Raw genomic sequence first — 16919 nt, 5'->3', positions numbered from 1 at the left:
GCAGAGATTCGGAAGTTTCAGACGACACGCCGCAGGGAAAGCGCCCTCCACGGCGTGTCGCCTGAGTTTTCCGAATGAGTGCACAGTGACTGCCGCCCGAAACGATCTCCCGGGTTCGCTGGGAGCCCCGGAGCTCCCGCTACGCCTTGCGCATGTATGCACGCACCGTGAGAGGGGCGAACACGGCGACGATCACGGCCGCACCGATCAGCGAGATCACCAGGTCGCCGCCCACGACACCGTTGTTGGCGAGCTCGCGCACGGCAGTCACGAGGTGCGAGATGGGGTTGATCTGCACGAAGCCCTGCAGAAAACCGGGCAGCGTGTCGACGGGCACGAAGGCGTTCGAGAGGAACGTCAGCGGAAACAGGATGATCATCGAAATTCCCTGCACACTGGATGCCGTGCGGGCGATGACACCGAAGAAGGCGAAGATCCAGCTGATGGCCCACGCGCATACGATCACCGCGAGTCCGGCGAGCACGACGCTGCCGATTCCGCCCGCAGCACGCCACCCCATAATGAAGCCCATCACGAACGTGAGGGTTGTGGCGATCGTATAGCGCACGGTGTCGGCGAGCAGAGCGCCCGCCAACGGCGCGATGCGCGCGATCGGCAGCGAACGGAATCTGTCGAACACGCCCTTGTCCATGTCTTCACGCAGCTGCACACCCGTGACGACAGACGTGGTGATCACCGTCTGCACGAGGATGCCGGGAATGATGACGGGCAGGTAACTCTGCACGTCTCCCGAGATCGCACCGCCGAAGATGTACGTGAACATCAGAGTGAAGATGATCGGCTGCACTGTCACGTCGACGAGCTGCTCTGGTGTGCGCTTGATCTTAATGAGGCCGCGGCGGGCCATCGACAGCGAGTGCGAGAGCGTCTCGGCGAGGCCGACGGAATTCGACAGCGGCTTCCTGGTATCGAGTGTTGCTGTCGTCATGAGTGTGCTCCTTCGAGCTCGTCGGCAGCGGGCTCTGCCGCGTGGCCGGTGATGGCGAGAAATACCTCGTCGAGGGTGGGCTTCTGAACGCTCATCTCGGCAAGATGGATGCCGCGGCTTCGCAGTTCGATGAGCAGGTCGGTCACCCGATCGGCATCGGCCATGGGCACGCTGATCGCATCGCCCTGCACCGCGGGTTCGCCGTGGAAGCCGAGAACGTCGCGCATCGCCCGCACGGCAGGCTCGGCGTCGGCATCGTCGACGAGGCGCACCTGCAGCGCCGATGTTCCGACCGAGGCCTTGAGCTGGTCTGCCGTTCCTTCGGCGACCACGCGCCCCGTGTCGATCACGGCAATGCGGTCGGCGAGCTGGTCTGCCTCGTCGAGGTACTGCGTCGTGAGCAGCACGGTGGAGCCCTCCGTCACGAGGCGGCGGATCGTGTCCCACATCTGGTTGCGCGTGCGGGGGTCGAGGCCGGTCGTCGGCTCATCGAGAAAGATCAGGGGCGGCCGCGAAATGAGGCTCGCCGCGAGGTCGAGTCGACGGCGCATTCCGCCGGAAAACTTCTTGAGGGGCCGCCTGGCGGCGTCCGTGAGTGAAAATTCCTCGAGCAGGTTGTTTGCTGTGCGCTTCGCGTCGCGGCCGCTGAGGCCGAGCAGCCGACCGAAGAGCACGAGGTTCTCGGTTGCGCTGAGGGACTCGTCGACAGAGGCGTACTGCCCCGTCACGCCGATCAGCTGGCGCACGACTCCTGCTTCTTTCTGCACATCGTGGCCGAAGATGCGCGCGCTGCCAGCATCCGGCCGCAGCAGTGTTGCGAGCATGCTGATCGTCGTCGTCTTACCTGCGCCGTTGGGGCCGAGAACTCCATAAACGGTTCCAGCGCGCACGGTGAGGTCGACGCCGTCGACGGCGCGATTGCCGCCGAAGATCTTGACGAGACCTGTCGCGTCAACCGCGAGTTCTGAGGGTGTCATCTGTGTTCCTTTCGTCAGGAACAAGAGTCACCCCGGCCACTTTCAGGATGCTGTCACGCCGCTGTCACGAAGCTGGTATGTGTCATTCACACGCGCGCTTCCATGCCAGCGTCACATGTTCTACAACGTAGAACATGGATGATGTTGGCATTAGAGCACTGAAGCAAAATGCGTCAGCCGTCGTCGCCTCGGTCGCCGAGGGGCGCTCAGTGACGATCACGGATCGAGGGCGCCCGGTCGCACAGCTGTCGCCGCTAGTCTCTGGCGAACTCAATCGCCTCCTGGTGTCTGGTCGGCTACGCGCGCCTCGGCGCTCGCTCCGAGATCTATCTGTTCCCGCACCGGGCGAACTGACGCCCGCACTGCGAGGTCAGCGCGACGACGAGCGCTACTGACGTGGCGTACTATCTCGACACGTCGGCGCTTGTAAAACTCGTTGTTGCCGAAGCAGAATCGGCGGCACTTCACGAATGGCTCACCTCGTGCGAGAGCGAGCTGGTCACGTGCGACCTCGCTCGAACAGAGCTCATGCGTGCAGTGCGGCCCGTCTCGCCTGACCGTGCAGTGCGGGCCCGCGAGGTGCTGGAGTCCGTGTTCTCACTGTCCCTATCGACGGCTACGTACGACGCGGCCGCACGGCTTCAGCCGCCTGAACTGTGCAGTCTCGACGCCGTCCACCTCGCTGCGGCCCTCGAGCTCGGAGCGGACCTCGAAGGGATCATCGTGTATGACGGCCACCTCGCTGATGCTGCCGGCTCCTACGGCATCACAACGATCGCTCCGGCGTGATGTGTGCGGCCGACGAGAACGAGACGCCGGCCGCACACACGACTCAGTACGTCAAACCGAACACCCAGACGGCGAGCGTCATGGTCGTCGCCGTCACCAGCACGATGCCGATCAGGTTCAGCCAGATTCCTCCCCTGATCATCGATGCGATCGTCACGTATCCCGAGCCGAACGCGACAGCATTGGGAGGCGTTGCCACAGGCAGCATGAAGGCGCACGTTGCCGCGAGCGCCGTCGGAATCGCCAGCAGCATCGGGTCGAGGCCGATGCCCATCGCGACGCCGCCGACAACGGGGAGGAAGGTCGCCGACGTCGCCGTGTTGCTCGTCAGTTCGGTGAGAAACAGGATCAGCGTGGCGATGATCGCGACGATCAGGATCACCGGAAGGACGCCGACGACCTCGGCCTGCTGACCGATCCAGGTCGACAGTCCCGATTCGGTGAACTGCGCCGACAGCGCGAGCCCTCCCCCGAAGAGCAGCAGCACTCCCCACGGAAGGTCGACGGCCGACTCCCAGGTGAGCAGTTTGACGCCGCGATTCGCCTTGGCTGGAAAGAGAAAGAGAATCAGCCCCGCGGCGATCGCGATCCCTGCGTCGTCGATCGGCGGCTCTTCAAAGATGACCGGAACGAAGATCCAGCTCACGGCGGCCAGCGCGAAGACAGCGAGAACGAGCTTCTCCCCCGTTGCCATCGGGCCGAGTTTGCGCAGCTCGTCTGAAACGAGCTGACGCCCGCCAGGAATCTCTTTCAGCTCCGGTTTGAACAGAATGTGCGTCAACAGGTACCAGCAGAGAAACATGAACACGATCGCGAGCGGCAGCCCGACGAGCATCCATTGGCCGAACCCGATGTGAATGTCGAAGTTGCTCGCCAGATAACCGACGAGCAGCGTGTTGGGCGGGGTGCCGATGATCGTGCTCAGCGAACCGAGTGATGCCGAATACGCGATTCCCAGCATGAGCGCGGTTCCGAAATTCGTCCGAATCACGTCCGATGCCGTGCCGGCTGATGTGTCGCCCTTCTGATCTTTCATCTGCTGCGAAACGAGTGCGAGAACCGACGTGCCGAGTGGCAGCATCATGACGGCCGTCGCCGTGTTCGAGACCCACATGCTGATGAACCCGGTGGCGATCATGAACCCGCCGATCATCGCCTGCGATTTGCCGCCCATGAGACGCACGATGTGCAGGGCGATGCGACGATGCAGGTTCCAGCGCTGCATGGCGAGGGCGATGAGAAACCCGCCCATGAACAGAAAGATGATGTGGTTGCCGTATGACGCGCCAACGTCATCGAAGCCGACGACATTGTCGTCTGAATCGACCATCTTCGCGATGGGAAAGACGAGCACGGGAATGAGCGCGGTGACGGGGATGGGGATCGCCTCGGTCATCCACCACACACCCATGAGCACCGCGGTCGCCGCTGTGATCTTGGGCGAGTGTTCGAGCTCGGCCGGCATGGCGTAGAAGACGGCGATGGCCAGCAGGATGCCGCCGAAGAACCCAATCCATCGTCGTCGCGTTGTTTTCTTATCGAGGCCGGTGTCGAGCTGACCCGGAGATTTCAGACGTTCGATCGTAGACATGACAGCTCCCTTGCTGAGTAGTCGTGCATTCAACGTAAGCGTGACGTCGATCGGGTTTACAACGACACGAGACCTCTGATCAGGGCTGCAGCACCTCCCATCGCTGCGAGGGTAATCGCCGTGTTGCGTGCGGTGCGGGACGACACACGCATGCTCAGCAGGCCGCCGATCCAGATGCCGCCGAGCACAATCACGACGACCGGGCCGAACATCCACACTGGCGGCAGCTCAGAGATCGATGTCGCACCGAGAGAGAGCTTGGTGACGACCGAGACGATGCCCATCGTCATGAACGTGGGCTGCATTGTGGCGGCGAAGGCCTTCTGGTTCCACCCGGAGAGCTTCGCGTTGATGACCATGATGGGGGCGGCCACTCCGGCCGACGTGTTGAAGAAGCCCCCAATGGCGCCGGTGACCGGGCCCAGCGCCTTCGAGCGCACGAGAGGCAAGCGCGGAAGACCGAACGTCGTTGCAAGGGCGGCGAGCACGATCGCGCCGATCAGAATCTGCAGCCAGCTGGCCGGTGCCGATCTGACCACAAAGGAGGCGGCGACGGCCCCCACCAGAATTCCCGGCAGAAACGCAAAATACCGCCGCCATTCGATATCGCGCCGCATCGAGAGAAGCAGCAGAATTCCGGAGACGACGGTGGTGGCATTTGTGACGAGAATGCCGGCGACGGGCCCAAGCAGAACGGTGAGGATCGGTGCCACCACAAGGCCGACGCCGGTGCCAGACAACCGCTGAAGGATCGTACCTATCAGGATTGCGGCACCGGCGACGACCGCGAGGGTCACATCCACGCGGTCTCCGTTGCCACAGACAGCGCGGGAACAGACAGTCGCATCTGCTCAGATTACATGCATCACACCACGGTGTAGCCGCCGTCGATGAGGTAGTAACCACCGGTGATGAACGATGCCTTGTCAGAGAGCAGGAAGGTGACGAGCTGAGCCACTTCTTCTGCGCGCCCGAGGCGTCCGAGCATGTGCTTGCTCTCGAGTGCCGTACGCACGTCGTCGCTCAAGCTGCTGCGCACGAGCGGCGTGTCGATGTAGCCGGGCCCGACGGAGTTGATGCGCAATCCCTGCGCCCCGTACTCGGCCGCAGCGTTCTTGGTGATGCCCACGACGCCGTGCTTTGCTGCGGTGTACGCGCCGTTTCCGATCGCCGCGACGGTTCCGTGAATGGAGGCCATGTTCACGATGCCGCCACTCTCGCCGCCGGCCTTGAGGATCTCGGGAATCTGGTAACGCATTCCGTAGAGAACGCCGTTGAGGTTGATGTTGATCACACGATCCCAGTCGTCAAGATCCGTTTCGCCTGCGGGAAGCTGCTTTCCGCCGATCCCCGCGTTGTTGACGGCGTAGTTCAGTGCACCGAAGGTGTCAACGGCGAAACGAACGACCTTCTCGGCATCCTCTTTGCTGGCGGTGTCGTGCTTGACCGCTGCCGCTGTTCCGCCTGCGGACTCGACCTCGCCCACGACACGCTCGGCGCCCTCGAGGTTGATGTCGCTGACAACGACCCTGACGCCCTCCGCGGCGAGCTGCTTGCTGATTGCCTCGCCTAGACCAGAAGCTCCACCGGTGACGAGCGCTACCTTGTTGTCGAATGCCATGTCCGTGTCCTTTCCTTCAGGCGGCGCTCTGCCCGAGATCCTCACACATACTGATCAGCGAGACGCGCGGAAGCGCCGATGTAGCTGCCGCCGAAGAGGTGCGCGTGCATGATGACGATGCCCAGCTGATGAAGGCCAACGCGCTCACGCCAGCCGTCAGCCAGCGGCGATGCCTCGTCGTACCCCGCGTAGACGTCGTCAAGATAGGGAAAGCCGAAGACCGAGAGCGTTGCCAGGTCGGTCTCAGCGTGGCCGCCGTGCGCCATCGGATCGATGAGGGCAGCTCCGGTGGACGCCCCGTCGTACAGCACGTTGCCCGACCACATGTCTCCGTGCACGCGGGCGACGGCATGCCCCGCCCCACGAACCAGCTGAGGCTGCGCCACGTCGAAATCGCCGTTGTCGAGCCGCGCTGCCAATCGAGCGTAGAGCCGCGCATCATCGGCACCGATCACGCCGTCCGCTCGAAGTCGTCGCGCGAACTCGTCGATCCGGTGCTGCGCATAGAACTGACCCCAGGTCGCCTTGGCGTGATCTCGGTCGACAACGAGAGGAGTCTGCGAGTTCCCGACCCACGCCGGGCCCGACCAGCCATCCGGCGGACACCCCCACCAGCTGGCTCCGGCAGCATGAGTCCGCGCGAGCGCGGCCCCAAACGCGCGAGCGCCAGCTGCGCTCGGCGGAGCACTGTCAATGTGCTCGATCTCCAGTCGCTGTTCTGACACATCGATGACCTCGGCGATGCGGGCGCCGCCGTCGCTGTGTGCCTCGGCAAGCCAGCGGAGTCCAGCTGCCTCTCCGAGCGGGTTCGGGCCTGATTTCACGAAAGAGTCGGTCACACCCGCAGTGTACGTCGGAGGTTCCCGCGAATCACCCGCCGTTCAGTGAATGAGACGTAACCTAGAGGAGTTCAAGGAGGAGCATGTACGTTTCCGCGTTCGACCTGTTTTCCATCGGCATCGGCCCATCAAGCTCTCACACCGTTGGCCCCATGCGCGCGAGTCTCGACTTCGTGAAACGGCTGCGCGAAACAGGTGATCTCGCCCAGGTTCGCCGTATCGGCTGCACGTTGTATGGGTCTCTCGGCGCCACGGGTCTCGGCCACGGAACACCTGATGCGGTAGTCGCCGGGCTCACGGGACTCGAGCCCACCACGTGCGAGCCGGCACAGGTGAGAGGCGTCTGGGATGCCGCGGCAGGAGCCGGCTCCCTCGCGCTCGATGGGCGGCACAGCGTGCACTTCGAGCACGACGACGTCGCGCTTGAACCGCGCACGCGGCTGCAGCATCCAAATGCCCTGACGCTCGCGGCCTGGGGCGATAGCGCGGTTCCGCTTGTCGAGCACACCTACTTCTCTGTCGGCGGCGGATTCATTCAGCGCGACGGAGACGACGATGACGAAGCGACGACAGAGGTTCCGCTTCCCTATCGAAATGCGGCCGAGCTGCTTGAGCTGTGCGACGAGCGAGGTCTCGACATTGCGCAGGTTGCGCGGCTCAACGAAGAGTCGCTGCGCGCGAGTGACGAGGTCGACGCTCGCCTTGACGAGCTGTGGCAGGTGATGCACGACTGCATCAGCGCAGGCCTGGAGACGGAGGGAACGCTTCCCGGCCCGCTGAAGGTGGCTCGGCGGGCTTCACCGTTGCGCACCCGTCTGCAGAACACGGAGTCCGAGAACGGTCGTTCGCTGCCCGGCGAATGGCTGCTCGCCTACGCGCTCGCTGTCAACGAAGAGAACGCGTCGGGCGGACGCGTCGTCACGGCGCCGACAAACGGGGCCGCGGGCATCATTCCTGCGGTCGGCCGCTACTACCTGACGTTCATCGACGGAGCCAACGCCGAGGGCATGCGCGAGTTTCTGCTCACGGCGACGGCCATCGGCACGCTGTTCAAGGCAAACGCGTCAATCTCCGGTGCCGTCGGCGGCTGCCAGGCAGAGGTCGGGTCGGCCTGCGCCATGGCGGCCGGGGCCCTGTGCGCTGTGCTCGGCGGAACGCCGCAGCAGGTGGAGAACGCCGCCGAGATCGCCATGGAGCATCACCTCGGGCTCACGTGCGACCCGGTCGCCGGGCTCGTGCAGGTGCCGTGCATCGAGCGCAACGCCATCGCCTCATCAACCGCGGTGACGGCAGCGCGGCTCTCGTTGAACGGCGACGGCACGCACGTCGTCTCGCTCGACGCGGTAATCGAGACGATGCGTCAGACGGGCCTCGATATGTCGACGAAGTACAAGGAGACGAGCGAGGGCGGACTCGCGGTGAACGTCATCGAGTGCTGAATCGCTCCTGATCAAGCCGCTCCGGCAGACGACAGGCGAAGTTCTCACACACATAGAGCGTCGGTGCGTCGCCTACAGTCGTTCGTCCATCAAGCAGGTCAATTCCGGATGCCGCGAGCTCACGTGCGCGCGACTCACTCACCTGAAGCAGCACATCGGCGCGCTGGCGCCGCACTGTCTCGGGCACGGTGAACGCGGTGTCGTCTGGCACCACGACGACCGTCTGGCTCGCCGCGCCGCCAAGCCGCGATGCCTCTTCGAGCAGCGCGCCGAAGCCGACGGGGTTCGCGAGCGCTTGCTCGGTGAACGGGGCGATCGCCGACTCTGCCCTGTCGCGGGCGTCGCGCTCCCCCGTGAGAAGCCAGAGCATGCGGCTCGCCCGCACACACGCGCTCACCCCAGAGGGATACGCACCCTCACTCGGATCATCGCGCAGCACAAGCCCATGTGCGGCAAGAACATCGTCGTGCCGCGGTTCGGCGAAGCCGTCAGGCGTCGCCACGCGCTCAAGCAGCTCTCGCGCTCGATCGAGATACGCACCCTCACCCGTTGCGCACGCCAGCTCGATGAGCCCACACGCGAACATGCCGAAATCTTCAAGCGTGGCCACAGCGCTCGACACCGTGTCTGCCGTCGATGCGCGCACCAAGCCGCCGTCACCGCCGTGCCGGCGCAGCACCTCGTCGGCTGCCGAGCGAGCCGTCGCCACCCAGTCCGGCCGAGCACACACGATTCCGGCGCGCGCCAGGTTCTCAATCGCGAGCCCATTCCAGCCCGTCAGCACCGTGTCGTCGAGAGCAGGGGGCTCGAGCCCGCCGCGGTCGGCAGCGGTGTAATAGCCACCCTCGGAACGCACGCCGTCGATGGTGCTTTCGGAGTCCTGCCCGCTCGCGAATCCCCGACCGACGTACAGTGTGTCGATCAGAAAATCGGCGATTCCCTCCACAACGGCCGCGGCGTCATCATCGCCGCTCTGCCACGCCCGCGTGTACGCCCCGAGAAGCAGCGCGTTGTCGTACAGCATCCGCTCGTAATGTGGCTCTGACCAATCGCGCTGCGTCGCATAGCGAAAGAACCCGCCGTCGCGATCGCGCAGCGGCGAGCGCGCCATCGCCGTGAGCGTGCGCGTGGCGAGGTCATCTGCTCCATACGCCTGCAGAAACCCGATCACCGGCGCGACAGGAAATTTCGGCGCCCCGCCGAAGCCGCCGAAGAGCGTGTCTTCGGCATGCTCGAGTCGACCGACGGATGCTGTCAGCTGCTCACGCGTCGGCAGTCTCGCAGCCTCAGCGCTGCGCTCTCCGGCCGCGCGCACAGCGGCGCCGACCGCCTGCGAGGTGCTCAGCGCCACGTCGCGTCTGTTCGCCCACGCGTCGACGACGGCCTCGAGCACCTGCCGAAACGACGGCCGCCCGCCCGCAGGTGAGGGCGGAAAGTACGTGCCGGCATGAAACGCGGCACCCTCGGGCGCGGCGAAGATGCTGAGCGGCCACCCGAGCCCCTGCGTGAACGCGGCGGCCTGAGCCAGGTAGCTTGCGTCGACCTCAGGATGCTCCTCGCGATCGACTTTGATGCACACGAAGTGCTCGTTGAGGTACGCGGCAACCTCGCTGTCGCTGAACGATTCACGTGCCATCACGTGGCACCAGTGGCAGGTGGCGTAGCCGATCGAGATGAAGACCGGCACATCGCGCTCGACCGCCTCGGCAAAGGCGTCGCCACTCCACTGCTGCCATGAGACGGGGTTCTCGGCGTGAGACCTGAGGTACGGGCTCATCGCTTCGGCGAGGCGATTGACCATGCCCCCACACTACGGCCGAATGCGCCGCTCTGCTGTGAGCAGAATCGTCCCCGCAACGCACACGAGCGCCATACAGTCGTGACTATGAGTAGCGAGAAAGCAATGGACCTGATCTTCGTGCACGGCGCCCTGGTGAGCGACGGGGCATGGTGGTGGCAGCCAACAGCCGACCTGCTCTTTGAGCGCACGGGCATTCGCAGTCGAGCGGTCGCTCTGCCGTCGACAGGCGAGACCACGCCCGAAAATCGTGGCGGCGGACTTGCGGCCGACGCCGAGGCGCTGCGTCGCGAGCTCGATTCCGCCACCTCCGCAATCGTCGTCGGCCATTCGTATGGCGGCACCGTCATCGCAGAGGCTGGCCAGCACCCCGCCATCTCGCACCTGCTCTACGTCTCGTCATATCTGCCCGATGTCGGGCAGTCGCAGGCAGAGATCATGAGCGGCGAAAGCGACCCGGTGTCAATCGGCGACAACGGCGATGGCACGCTCAGCCTGTCTGGCTACGACGTGGGCTCCTTTGGCCAGCGCTTCCTTCAGGATGCCGCCGAGGCGACGCAGCGCGAAGGCTGGGAGCGCGTGACCGCGCAAGGCGCTGCCGCATTCGTCACGCCGACGACGAACGCCGGCTGGCGCGGCGTCGACTCGACGTACATCGTGTGCGCGCAGGATCACAGCACATCCGTCGAGTTGCAGCGTTCCCACGCGAGCCGTGCGACGCGCTCCGTCGAGGTGCCCACGGGGCATCACCCGTTCATCACGCGCCCCGACCTGGTCGTCGACCAGGTGCAGGCGTTTGTGTAGCGCTCCCACCCGCGGTCCGGCCCGACACTACGCCCGCATTCCGGCGCGACACTACGCCCGCATACCGGCCCAGAAGTCGACGTTGTGGCGGCGTCGAAAATCAATGGGCTCCACTCCTCGCTCGTCAAAGCCCAGCACGTTCTGCTCGTCGCCGAACGGCTGCCACGCTGGGCCGCGTTCAGCTGTGGGAACGCCGTTATGGGCGAATGACGTCCAGTAGTCGATCATCACGTCAGAAAGCTCCCTCTGCTCGGGCGTGAGCATGTCGTGCCCATAAAGGTCGAAGAAATACGGCAGATCCGAGGCGTGCGTGGCACCCATCGGCAGCCCGGGCACCTCCTCGACGCCATTCACGTTTGGAGCCGTGCGATCGGCGAACTCGTAGGCAAAAACCGCAACGCGATCCGACAGCAGCTCGTGCTCGCGGTGAGCCGCGAACGCAAACGAGGCGTCCGTGGTGATCGTTGACCACGTCATCACGGCAACGTCATTCCCAACGGGCGCATACTGCTCGGCCACCAACGAGGCTCTGTCGTCAAACGAGTTCACCATCAGCTCAGGCAGCTTCTCCCGTGTGATCGGGTTCACCGAGTGCGCACCGGCAATGAACGATCTCATCTCGTCACGCGTGTTGCCCGAGATCATCGGCACGGGGTGCACACGGCCCTCACGAACAGCGTCGGCCGGATGCTGTGGAAGCAGCGAAGTTCCCCACGCCACATGGTTGGCGAAGTCACCCGTGTGCTCTACAAGCGTGTTCGCCTCTATCGCCCGCAGCTTCTCGAGAGCATCCTCTTTCCCGATGTTAAACTTCCGGGCGAGCTGTGCACCCGTCTCAGCGACCCGAGACGCTGACAGATACGGCGTGTGCTCAGGCGACCGTGGAAACATGACGCCGCGCTGCCAGTGAAGCATCGGCGAACCCGATTGCAGAATCGCCCGGTGAAAGAGGCCCTCCGCGTCGGGGCTTGCGAGCAGAGCACCGAGGCTCATTGCTCCGGCGGACTGCCCAAAGACCGTGACGTTGCCCGGGTCGCCCCCGAATGCCGCTGCGTTGCGCTGTACCCAGCTCAGCGCTTCGATCTGGTCGGCGAGGCCGAAATTTCCCGACCCGGGCAGCCCCTCGTATCCGAAGTACCCGAAAACCCCGAGCCGATAGTTGACGGTGACGACGATGACATCGCCCTGCTCTGCCAGCCGCTGCGCGTCATACGGGTGCCCGCCTCCCGTCGTGAATCCGCCGCCATGCAGCCACACCATCACGGGCAATGGTTCGCGCGGTTCCGCCAGCGGCGTCGTGACGTTCACGAACAGGCAGTCCTCGTCTGTCAGCTCGGGCGACTGTCCCGGTTGAGGGCACAGAGCCCCCGGCTTGGTTGCGTCAGCGGTGCCCGACCACGGTGTCGCAGGTCTCGGCAGCGTCCAGCGGTTGTCGCCAATGGGCGGGTCTGCGTAGCGAACACCCTCGAAGACGCGTGCCGAGTGGGTACGCCTTCCCATGATCCGTCCCGTGTCGAGTGCGACGGTGAGCGGTGCGTCTGTCATTCAGAGTCCTTTCGTTCCTGTGTCTCGTACTCCGCGACGCGCTGCCACAGCCCGACGCGAATGAAGTAGTGATGCTGTGCAACCTGGAGCACGACGAAGGTCACGGCCCACAGAATTCCGGTGACCAGTGGGACCGTGTCGACGGGCAGTGCATAGGCAAAGATCACGCGCACGATCGCATCAGCGATCATGCCGACGCCCCACAGTGCCGTGACAACCCGCCAGGTGCGACGAAACTGCGGGTCACTCTCCCACAGGTCATCCCAGAGATGCGGAAACAGCCGCGCCGCCATCGGTGTCGACTCGATCATGGTGCGCGCAAAGGTAAATGCCACGGGCCGCCGAAAGCGCAGGCTCACAAGAAAGCCCACTCCGATCGCACCCGTAAACCAGCCCTCACGTGCGAGCAGAAAGCGCGGGCTCCCCGTGACGAACGAGAGCAGCACGCTACCGGCGAGAATAGCGAGCACGAAGATGCCGAGCGCACCAACCTTTCGCTGTTTTATCGAACGGATGCCAATCGCGACGACGGTCGGCAGCCCGGCAAGAATCAGAGCGAGCACGGCGTCGATTCCGAAGCCCCGAAGAATATAGAACCCGGCAACGGGCACAACCAGATCAGTGATGATCATGCCAATCTGGCCGCCCATGCCCGAGAGAGGCCTGCGTGCAGGATTGCCTTCGCTCATGATGCCGTCATTCTCAACCCGCGTCATGGTGAATCCTGAATCGTTTTGGGCATGCCACGCGCCGTGTACCGAGCGAAAAAGTCCCGCACCGACCGAGGGGCCCAGAGCAGCACGAGCATAATCACGTGGATGCTGTCACCGGGGATCACCGCCCAGAGATAGGCGCTCCCCGCGGCAGCCGAGTACAGGCTTCCAAACGTCGCGATCACAAGGTAAGCCGTGAGTGCGACGCGCGCCCACTGACGACCCTGCATGATCTTGATCACGAACCAGATCGAGAGCACGACGTCGATCGCATGAAGCACCACGGCGTAGATGATCGACGCGTTCAGCGCAAACTCCAGATAACGCGGATCAAGTGTGGGATCGTTCGCGATGACGCTGTCGAGAAGAAAGCCATCCCTGCCGATCAGCATGGCGACCGGCAGCGCGACCAAGAGAAAGATGCCCACTCCGACAGCGGGGATCAGCCACTTCAGCGGGAGCGGAATCTCGCCCCAGCGTGGGCGACGCGCCGTCTGCCCGGCCTCGCCGGTCGCAGACGATTCTGTGGGTGTGTAATTCGTCATTCGGGCAGGTTAGCAAAAATTCAGCAGGGGTGATAGTTTTTTATCCATGGCGCTAAATATTCGAAGGAAACGCTCGCACTCTCGCGTCGGACGATTCCGCTCGATCACGGCCAGGCGCGCATACGCCGAGGCCTACGATGACGCATTCAGCGTGTTGCCCGCACCGTCGTCCACGCACAACATCCCGACAACATTCGGAACCGTTCGCGCATACTCCTGGGCCGCCCTCAACGGATCCGCCCATTCACCGGTCATTCTGCTTCCCGGGCGTGCTGCTGCGACGCCGATGTGGTGTGAGAATGTACCTGAACTGATCAAGAATCGCCGCGTCATTGCGATCGACATGCTCGGTGACGCCGGTATGTCACGGCAGCGGATACCATTTCGCAGTACTCGTGACCACGCGACGTGGCTTCAGGAAGTGCAAGCGCACCTCGCGCCAGGCGGCGCGCACATTGTCGGTCATTCGTTCGGCGGTTCGACTGCGTCGGCCTTTGCACATACTCATTCCGAGATCGTGAAGTCGCTCACACTTCTCGAGCCCGTGCTTACTGTGGCATTCCCGCCACTGCGAATGATGCTCTGGACGACACTCTTTTCGCTGCCCGTTCTGCCTCAGACGTGGCGAGCTACCGCGCTTGCCCGCGTGGGAGGAAGCGATGACGAGGATGCCGGGGCTCTCGGCCGTTTGGTCTCGCTCGGCGTCAAGGAGTTTCGTGCAGCCCTGCCCGTGCCGCGCCCGTTGTCGGCAGACCAGCTCGCGCGGTTGACCATGCCTGTCTCTGTCGGCCTTGCTGAACGGCACTCCTTGGCTGGAGGCCCGAGAACGGCACAGCGTGTGCGCACAGCATTGCCGAACAGCGAGGTCACCGTGTGGAGCGCAACAACGCACTCGCTCCCCATGCAGGTGCCCGTGCAACTGGCGCAGGCACTTGACGACTTCTGGACTCACGCCGAAGAACACGATCGACGCCCCGCTGATAATTCCCGACCGAACAGATGATGATAGTTTCCCTCACGACATGACAGAGAACACCGAACACACGCAAACGCGACTGACGTTCATCCAACGCACCCGTCGTGCGCAGCTCATCGAGTGCGCCATAGCGGTCCTCGCAGAAGACGGCTATGCGCAGGCATCGCTGTCACGCATTGCCAAGCGAGCCGAGGTCACTCGAGGGGCGATTTCCTATCACTTCGCCAATCGCGACGACCTGCTCGATGCCGTTGTCGCCGAGGTGTACCGCATTGCGACAGAGCAGCTTCAACCTCGAATGGAAGCGCAACCCACCACGATGCAGGCAATTCGAATGTTCATCGTCGGAAGTGCGGAGTTCTATCGCGATTTTCCTGCCCAGATGGCCGCGTTGCACGAGATCGTCAGCCATCCTCGCGGTGATGACGGTTCGAGGCGACACACCGAGCAGCAGCGTGCGAATGAGCAGGAGCTCTCTGCCCTCGGCGTGCTTCTCGAAAGAGGTAAATCGGCGGGCGAATTTCGCGACTTCTCCACCCGGATCATGGCTCGCACAATTCGAAGCGCTCTCGATGGTCTGCTGATGCAACTCCGTGCGACGCCAACCTACGATGCGAGAGCGGATGCTGACGAGCTCGCTGACATCTTTGAACGCGCACTCACGCGTGACCGATAGCCGCCCGTGACGCGTCGAGCGCACGACCAGCCATCGAGCGGCTACTCGGGCTTTCGCCGAAACCGCCGCTTCAGAATGGTGGGGTGTCGGGAAGCTCCATTCGCTCGTCGTTGTTCGCCGCGTTTGCCTGAGCGAATTGCACGTTGGAGGTGCGGGGCACCCGGTAGGTCTTCCCGAGGGGTGAGACCCATTCGATGTGATTGTCGTCGGTGACGGTAACGTCCCATTGGGTGTGGTGTCGGATCATGTGGTGTTGTTCGCATGCTGCTTGGAGATTGCTGAGGCTGGTTTCGCCGCCGCGCTGCCATTCTTTCCGGTGGTCGAGGTCACAGGTGGTGGCTGATCTGTCGCAGCCGATGCCGATGCAGGTTTCATCTCGTAACTGCACGGCCCGTTTCAGATCTGCCGGGACAGCGTAGCTGTGCCGGCCGATGGAGAGCACAGCCCCGGTCTCGGGGTGTGTCAGCAGCCGGGTGAAACTCGGTGCCTGCGCCGCCAACTCGCGTGCCATGTCGGGGGCGATGGGCCCGTATCCGTCCAAATGCGCGGGCTCGTCGGAGTGTCCAAGGAGAGTCATGACGGGGACGGTGACATACACGGTGGGTCGGATGCTGCCGAGCCGGTCAGCGCCGACACCGGATGCGCCGACACCGGGCTTGTCACCGGGTTCGGTGGTGAACCCGATCATGAGTGCATCGATGATGGCGTCGGTCTCGATCTGCGCCACCGTGCGGTCATCCCCGGCAGCCTTCAACGCCCGCGCTGTCAGACGGGCAGCATTGCGTAAGCTCTGCACCACCTCGATCGGAGCACTCACACTGAGTACCCCCATGCCGTCCTGGGTGCCGTAACACTCCACACGACGCTTCGTGACCGCCTCGGTGCGCCGTTCACTGATCGAGTCGGGAAACAACCCCTCCCGGATCTTCACTACAGCGCGGGAGAACTGCGTCGGTGACTGCTGGATGGCTTTCGGCAACGCTTTCGCCTCAAACGCCGCGACCTCGTCCGCGCTCAATCCGACAGACTGGCGAATCATCGCATCAGCATGCTGCCGAGTGACCTCGCCGGCATCTAACGCGTCGAGTGTTGCCGAGAGCGTCTCGCAGAGCGTCTCAGCATCGTTGATCAGTCCGGCAGCCTGACTCTTCGTGATACCGAGAGCGGCACCGACCTCCTGAGCGAGGGAGGAACGCACCCACCCCTGCGACTCACCCGTCAGATCGGCACGCGTGAGCCCGTGAGCGTTCGGAATGAACACCCCCGGGTGCTCAAGGGCATCCTGCAGCATCGCATACATGCCACGCAACCGGGACGCCTCCGCCGCCGCAATCAACTGCGAATCATCAACAACACCGTCCAAACGAAAACGCAAAGCATCAACGACAGCATCGTCGCCAACGTCGCCTTCTCGAGACTTCGGGGAGTCCGCTGGCGGCGTCGCTGGCGGTGTCGGTGGCGGCTGATGGGATCTCTCATGGTCCTCCGACGGCACCCACTCGTCGGGTTCATCCGGAGGTTCTCTGTAATCATCCATGCACCAATTTTGCCACCATGCACAGACATCAATTCGAATAACCTGCCATCTGTGGATAACTCATTATCGAACATCTTTTCCCCGCTGCCTGTGGAGAATGTGTCGAGGGTGACATGATCC

General features: G+C 63.7%; 17 protein-coding genes. 6 read left to right on the top strand and 11 right to left on the bottom strand.

All coding sequences use genetic code 11. The features are described from left to right. Positions 1–139: 139 nt before the first annotated feature. Together HCR84_RS05555 and HCR84_RS05550 are read right to left on the bottom strand one after the other, a co-directional pair. Positions 140–949: an ABC transporter permease gene (locus tag HCR84_RS05555; RefSeq protein ID WP_166984334.1), complete on the bottom strand. Its 810-nt coding sequence runs from the start codon at positions 947–949 to the stop codon at positions 140–142. Next, entirely contained in the window at positions 946–1926 is a 981-nt protein-coding gene (locus tag HCR84_RS05550; RefSeq protein WP_166984335.1) for an ATP-binding cassette domain-containing protein, read from the bottom strand. Before HCR84_RS05550 ends, HCR84_RS05555 begins: the two co-directional genes overlap by 4 nt. A gap of 134 nt (positions 1927–2060) precedes the next feature. On the opposite strand from HCR84_RS05550, the gene HCR84_RS05545 reads away from it, so the two are divergent. Beyond that, positions 2061–2321: a type II toxin-antitoxin system Phd/YefM family antitoxin gene (locus HCR84_RS05545; protein WP_166984336.1), complete on the top strand. Its 261-nt coding sequence runs from the start codon at positions 2061–2063 to the stop codon at positions 2319–2321. A gap of 1 nt (position 2322) precedes the next feature. Beyond that, complete coding sequence (locus tag HCR84_RS05540; RefSeq protein WP_166984337.1) at positions 2323–2715, top strand: type II toxin-antitoxin system VapC family toxin; 393 nt, start codon at positions 2323–2325, stop codon at positions 2713–2715. A gap of 43 nt (positions 2716–2758) precedes the next feature. On the opposite strand, the gene HCR84_RS05535 is transcribed toward HCR84_RS05540, so the two are convergent. From HCR84_RS05535 to HCR84_RS05520, 4 genes are all read right to left on the bottom strand, one after another. After that, entirely contained in the window at positions 2759–4306 is a 1548-nt protein-coding gene (locus HCR84_RS05535; RefSeq protein WP_166984338.1) for an SLC13 family permease, read from the bottom strand. A gap of 56 nt (positions 4307–4362) precedes the next feature. Next, positions 4363–5109, bottom strand: coding sequence for a sulfite exporter TauE/SafE family protein (locus HCR84_RS05530; protein WP_244972572.1), 747 nt, complete (start codon positions 5107–5109; stop codon positions 4363–4365). Positions 5110–5171: 62 nt separating this feature from the next. Next, positions 5172–5927, bottom strand: coding sequence for an SDR family NAD(P)-dependent oxidoreductase (locus HCR84_RS05525; protein WP_166984339.1), 756 nt, complete (start codon positions 5925–5927; stop codon positions 5172–5174). Between the two features lie 41 nt (positions 5928–5968). Beyond that, complete coding sequence (locus tag HCR84_RS05520) at positions 5969–6766, bottom strand: fructosamine kinase family protein (RefSeq protein ID WP_166984340.1); 798 nt, start codon at positions 6764–6766, stop codon at positions 5969–5971. A gap of 83 nt (positions 6767–6849) precedes the next feature. Between HCR84_RS05520 and HCR84_RS05515 the strand changes: the two genes are divergently transcribed. Then, positions 6850–8205 carry an L-serine ammonia-lyase gene (locus HCR84_RS05515; RefSeq protein ID WP_166984341.1) on the top strand — a complete coding sequence of 452 codons (1356 nt, stop codon included), beginning with the start codon at positions 6850–6852 and terminating at the stop codon, positions 8203–8205. On the opposite strand, the gene HCR84_RS05510 is transcribed toward HCR84_RS05515, so the two are convergent. After that, positions 8192–10006 carry a thioredoxin domain-containing protein gene (locus HCR84_RS05510; RefSeq protein WP_166984342.1) on the bottom strand — a complete coding sequence of 605 codons (1815 nt, stop codon included), beginning with the start codon at positions 10004–10006 and terminating at the stop codon, positions 8192–8194. The genes HCR84_RS05515 and HCR84_RS05510 overlap by 14 nt on opposite strands. 84 nt (positions 10007–10090) lie before the next feature. Here HCR84_RS05510 and HCR84_RS05505 point away from each other — a divergent pair, with 84 nt between their 5' ends. Then, a complete protein-coding gene (locus HCR84_RS05505) occupies positions 10091–10807 on the top strand; it encodes an alpha/beta hydrolase (RefSeq protein ID WP_235940796.1) in 717 nt (238 codons plus the stop codon). A 51-nt stretch (positions 10808–10858) separates the two neighbouring features. Here HCR84_RS05505 and HCR84_RS05500 read toward each other — a convergent pair whose 3' ends face one another. Genes HCR84_RS05500 through HCR84_RS05490 form a run of 3 tightly spaced genes read right to left on the bottom strand, consistent with a single transcriptional unit; the run spans position 10859 to position 13610 of the window. Continuing rightward, a complete protein-coding gene (locus tag HCR84_RS05500; RefSeq protein WP_166984343.1) occupies positions 10859–12352 on the bottom strand; it encodes a carboxylesterase/lipase family protein in 1494 nt (497 codons plus the stop codon). Beyond that, on the bottom strand, positions 12349–13068 hold the full coding sequence (locus tag HCR84_RS05495) for a VC0807 family protein (RefSeq protein WP_218043618.1): 720 nt from the start codon (positions 13066–13068) through the stop codon (positions 12349–12351). Before HCR84_RS05495 ends, HCR84_RS05500 begins: the two co-directional genes overlap by 4 nt. After that, on the bottom strand, positions 13065–13610 hold the full coding sequence (locus HCR84_RS05490) for a hypothetical protein (protein ID WP_166984344.1): 546 nt from the start codon (positions 13608–13610) through the stop codon (positions 13065–13067). Before HCR84_RS05490 ends, HCR84_RS05495 begins: the two co-directional genes overlap by 4 nt. 46 nt (positions 13611–13656) lie before the next feature. Between HCR84_RS05490 and HCR84_RS05485 the strand changes: the two genes are divergently transcribed. After that, on the top strand, positions 13657–14613 hold the full coding sequence (locus HCR84_RS05485) for an alpha/beta fold hydrolase (protein ID WP_166984345.1): 957 nt from the start codon (positions 13657–13659) through the stop codon (positions 14611–14613). A gap of 19 nt (positions 14614–14632) precedes the next feature. Further along, a complete protein-coding gene (locus tag HCR84_RS05480) occupies positions 14633–15262 on the top strand; it encodes a TetR/AcrR family transcriptional regulator (RefSeq protein WP_166984346.1) in 630 nt (209 codons plus the stop codon). Between the two features lie 70 nt (positions 15263–15332). On the opposite strand, the gene HCR84_RS05475 is transcribed toward HCR84_RS05480, so the two are convergent. Further along, complete coding sequence (locus HCR84_RS05475; RefSeq protein ID WP_195706694.1) at positions 15333–16799, bottom strand: HNH endonuclease signature motif containing protein; 1467 nt, start codon at positions 16797–16799, stop codon at positions 15333–15335. Positions 16800–16919: the final 120 nt, after the last annotated feature.

The sequence above is a fragment of the Paramicrobacterium fandaimingii genome, from assembly GCF_011751745.2.
GTDB lineage: Bacteria > Actinomycetota > Actinomycetes > Actinomycetales > Microbacteriaceae > Paramicrobacterium > Paramicrobacterium fandaimingii.
This window is presented reverse-complemented; position numbering and strand designations above follow the sequence as displayed.

Excerpts from the sequence above, each read along its gene's own strand:
- HCR84_RS05555 (WP_166984334.1), bottom strand. The coding sequence starts at position 949 with ATGACGACAGCAACACTCGATACCAGGAAGCCGCTGTCGAATTCCGTC.
- HCR84_RS05550 (WP_166984335.1), bottom strand. The coding sequence starts at position 1,926 with ATGACACCCTCAGAACTCGCGGTTGACGCGACAGGTCTCGTCAAGATC.
- HCR84_RS05545 (WP_166984336.1), top strand. The coding sequence starts at position 2,061 with ATGGATGATGTTGGCATTAGAGCACTGAAGCAAAATGCGTCAGCCGTC.
- HCR84_RS05535 (WP_166984338.1), bottom strand. The coding sequence starts at position 4,306 with ATGTCTACGATCGAACGTCTGAAATCTCCGGGTCAGCTCGACACCGGC.
- HCR84_RS05525 (WP_166984339.1), bottom strand. The coding sequence starts at position 5,927 with ATGGCATTCGACAACAAGGTAGCGCTCGTCACCGGTGGAGCTTCTGGT.
- HCR84_RS05515 (WP_166984341.1), top strand. The coding sequence starts at position 6,850 with ATGTACGTTTCCGCGTTCGACCTGTTTTCCATCGGCATCGGCCCATCA.
- HCR84_RS05510 (WP_166984342.1), bottom strand. The coding sequence starts at position 10,006 with ATGGTCAATCGCCTCGCCGAAGCGATGAGCCCGTACCTCAGGTCTCAC.
- HCR84_RS05505 (WP_235940796.1), top strand. The coding sequence starts at position 10,091 with ATGAGTAGCGAGAAAGCAATGGACCTGATCTTCGTGCACGGCGCCCTG.
- HCR84_RS05500 (WP_166984343.1), bottom strand. The coding sequence starts at position 12,352 with ATGACAGACGCACCGCTCACCGTCGCACTCGACACGGGACGGATCATG.
- HCR84_RS05495 (WP_218043618.1), bottom strand. The coding sequence starts at position 13,068 with ATGACGCGGGTTGAGAATGACGGCATCATGAGCGAAGGCAATCCTGCA.
- HCR84_RS05490 (WP_166984344.1), bottom strand. The coding sequence starts at position 13,610 with ATGACGAATTACACACCCACAGAATCGTCTGCGACCGGCGAGGCCGGG.
- HCR84_RS05485 (WP_166984345.1), top strand. The coding sequence starts at position 13,657 with ATGGCGCTAAATATTCGAAGGAAACGCTCGCACTCTCGCGTCGGACGA.
- HCR84_RS05480 (WP_166984346.1), top strand. The coding sequence starts at position 14,633 with ATGACAGAGAACACCGAACACACGCAAACGCGACTGACGTTCATCCAA.
- HCR84_RS05475 (WP_195706694.1), bottom strand. The coding sequence starts at position 16,799 with ATGGATGATTACAGAGAACCTCCGGATGAACCCGACGAGTGGGTGCCG.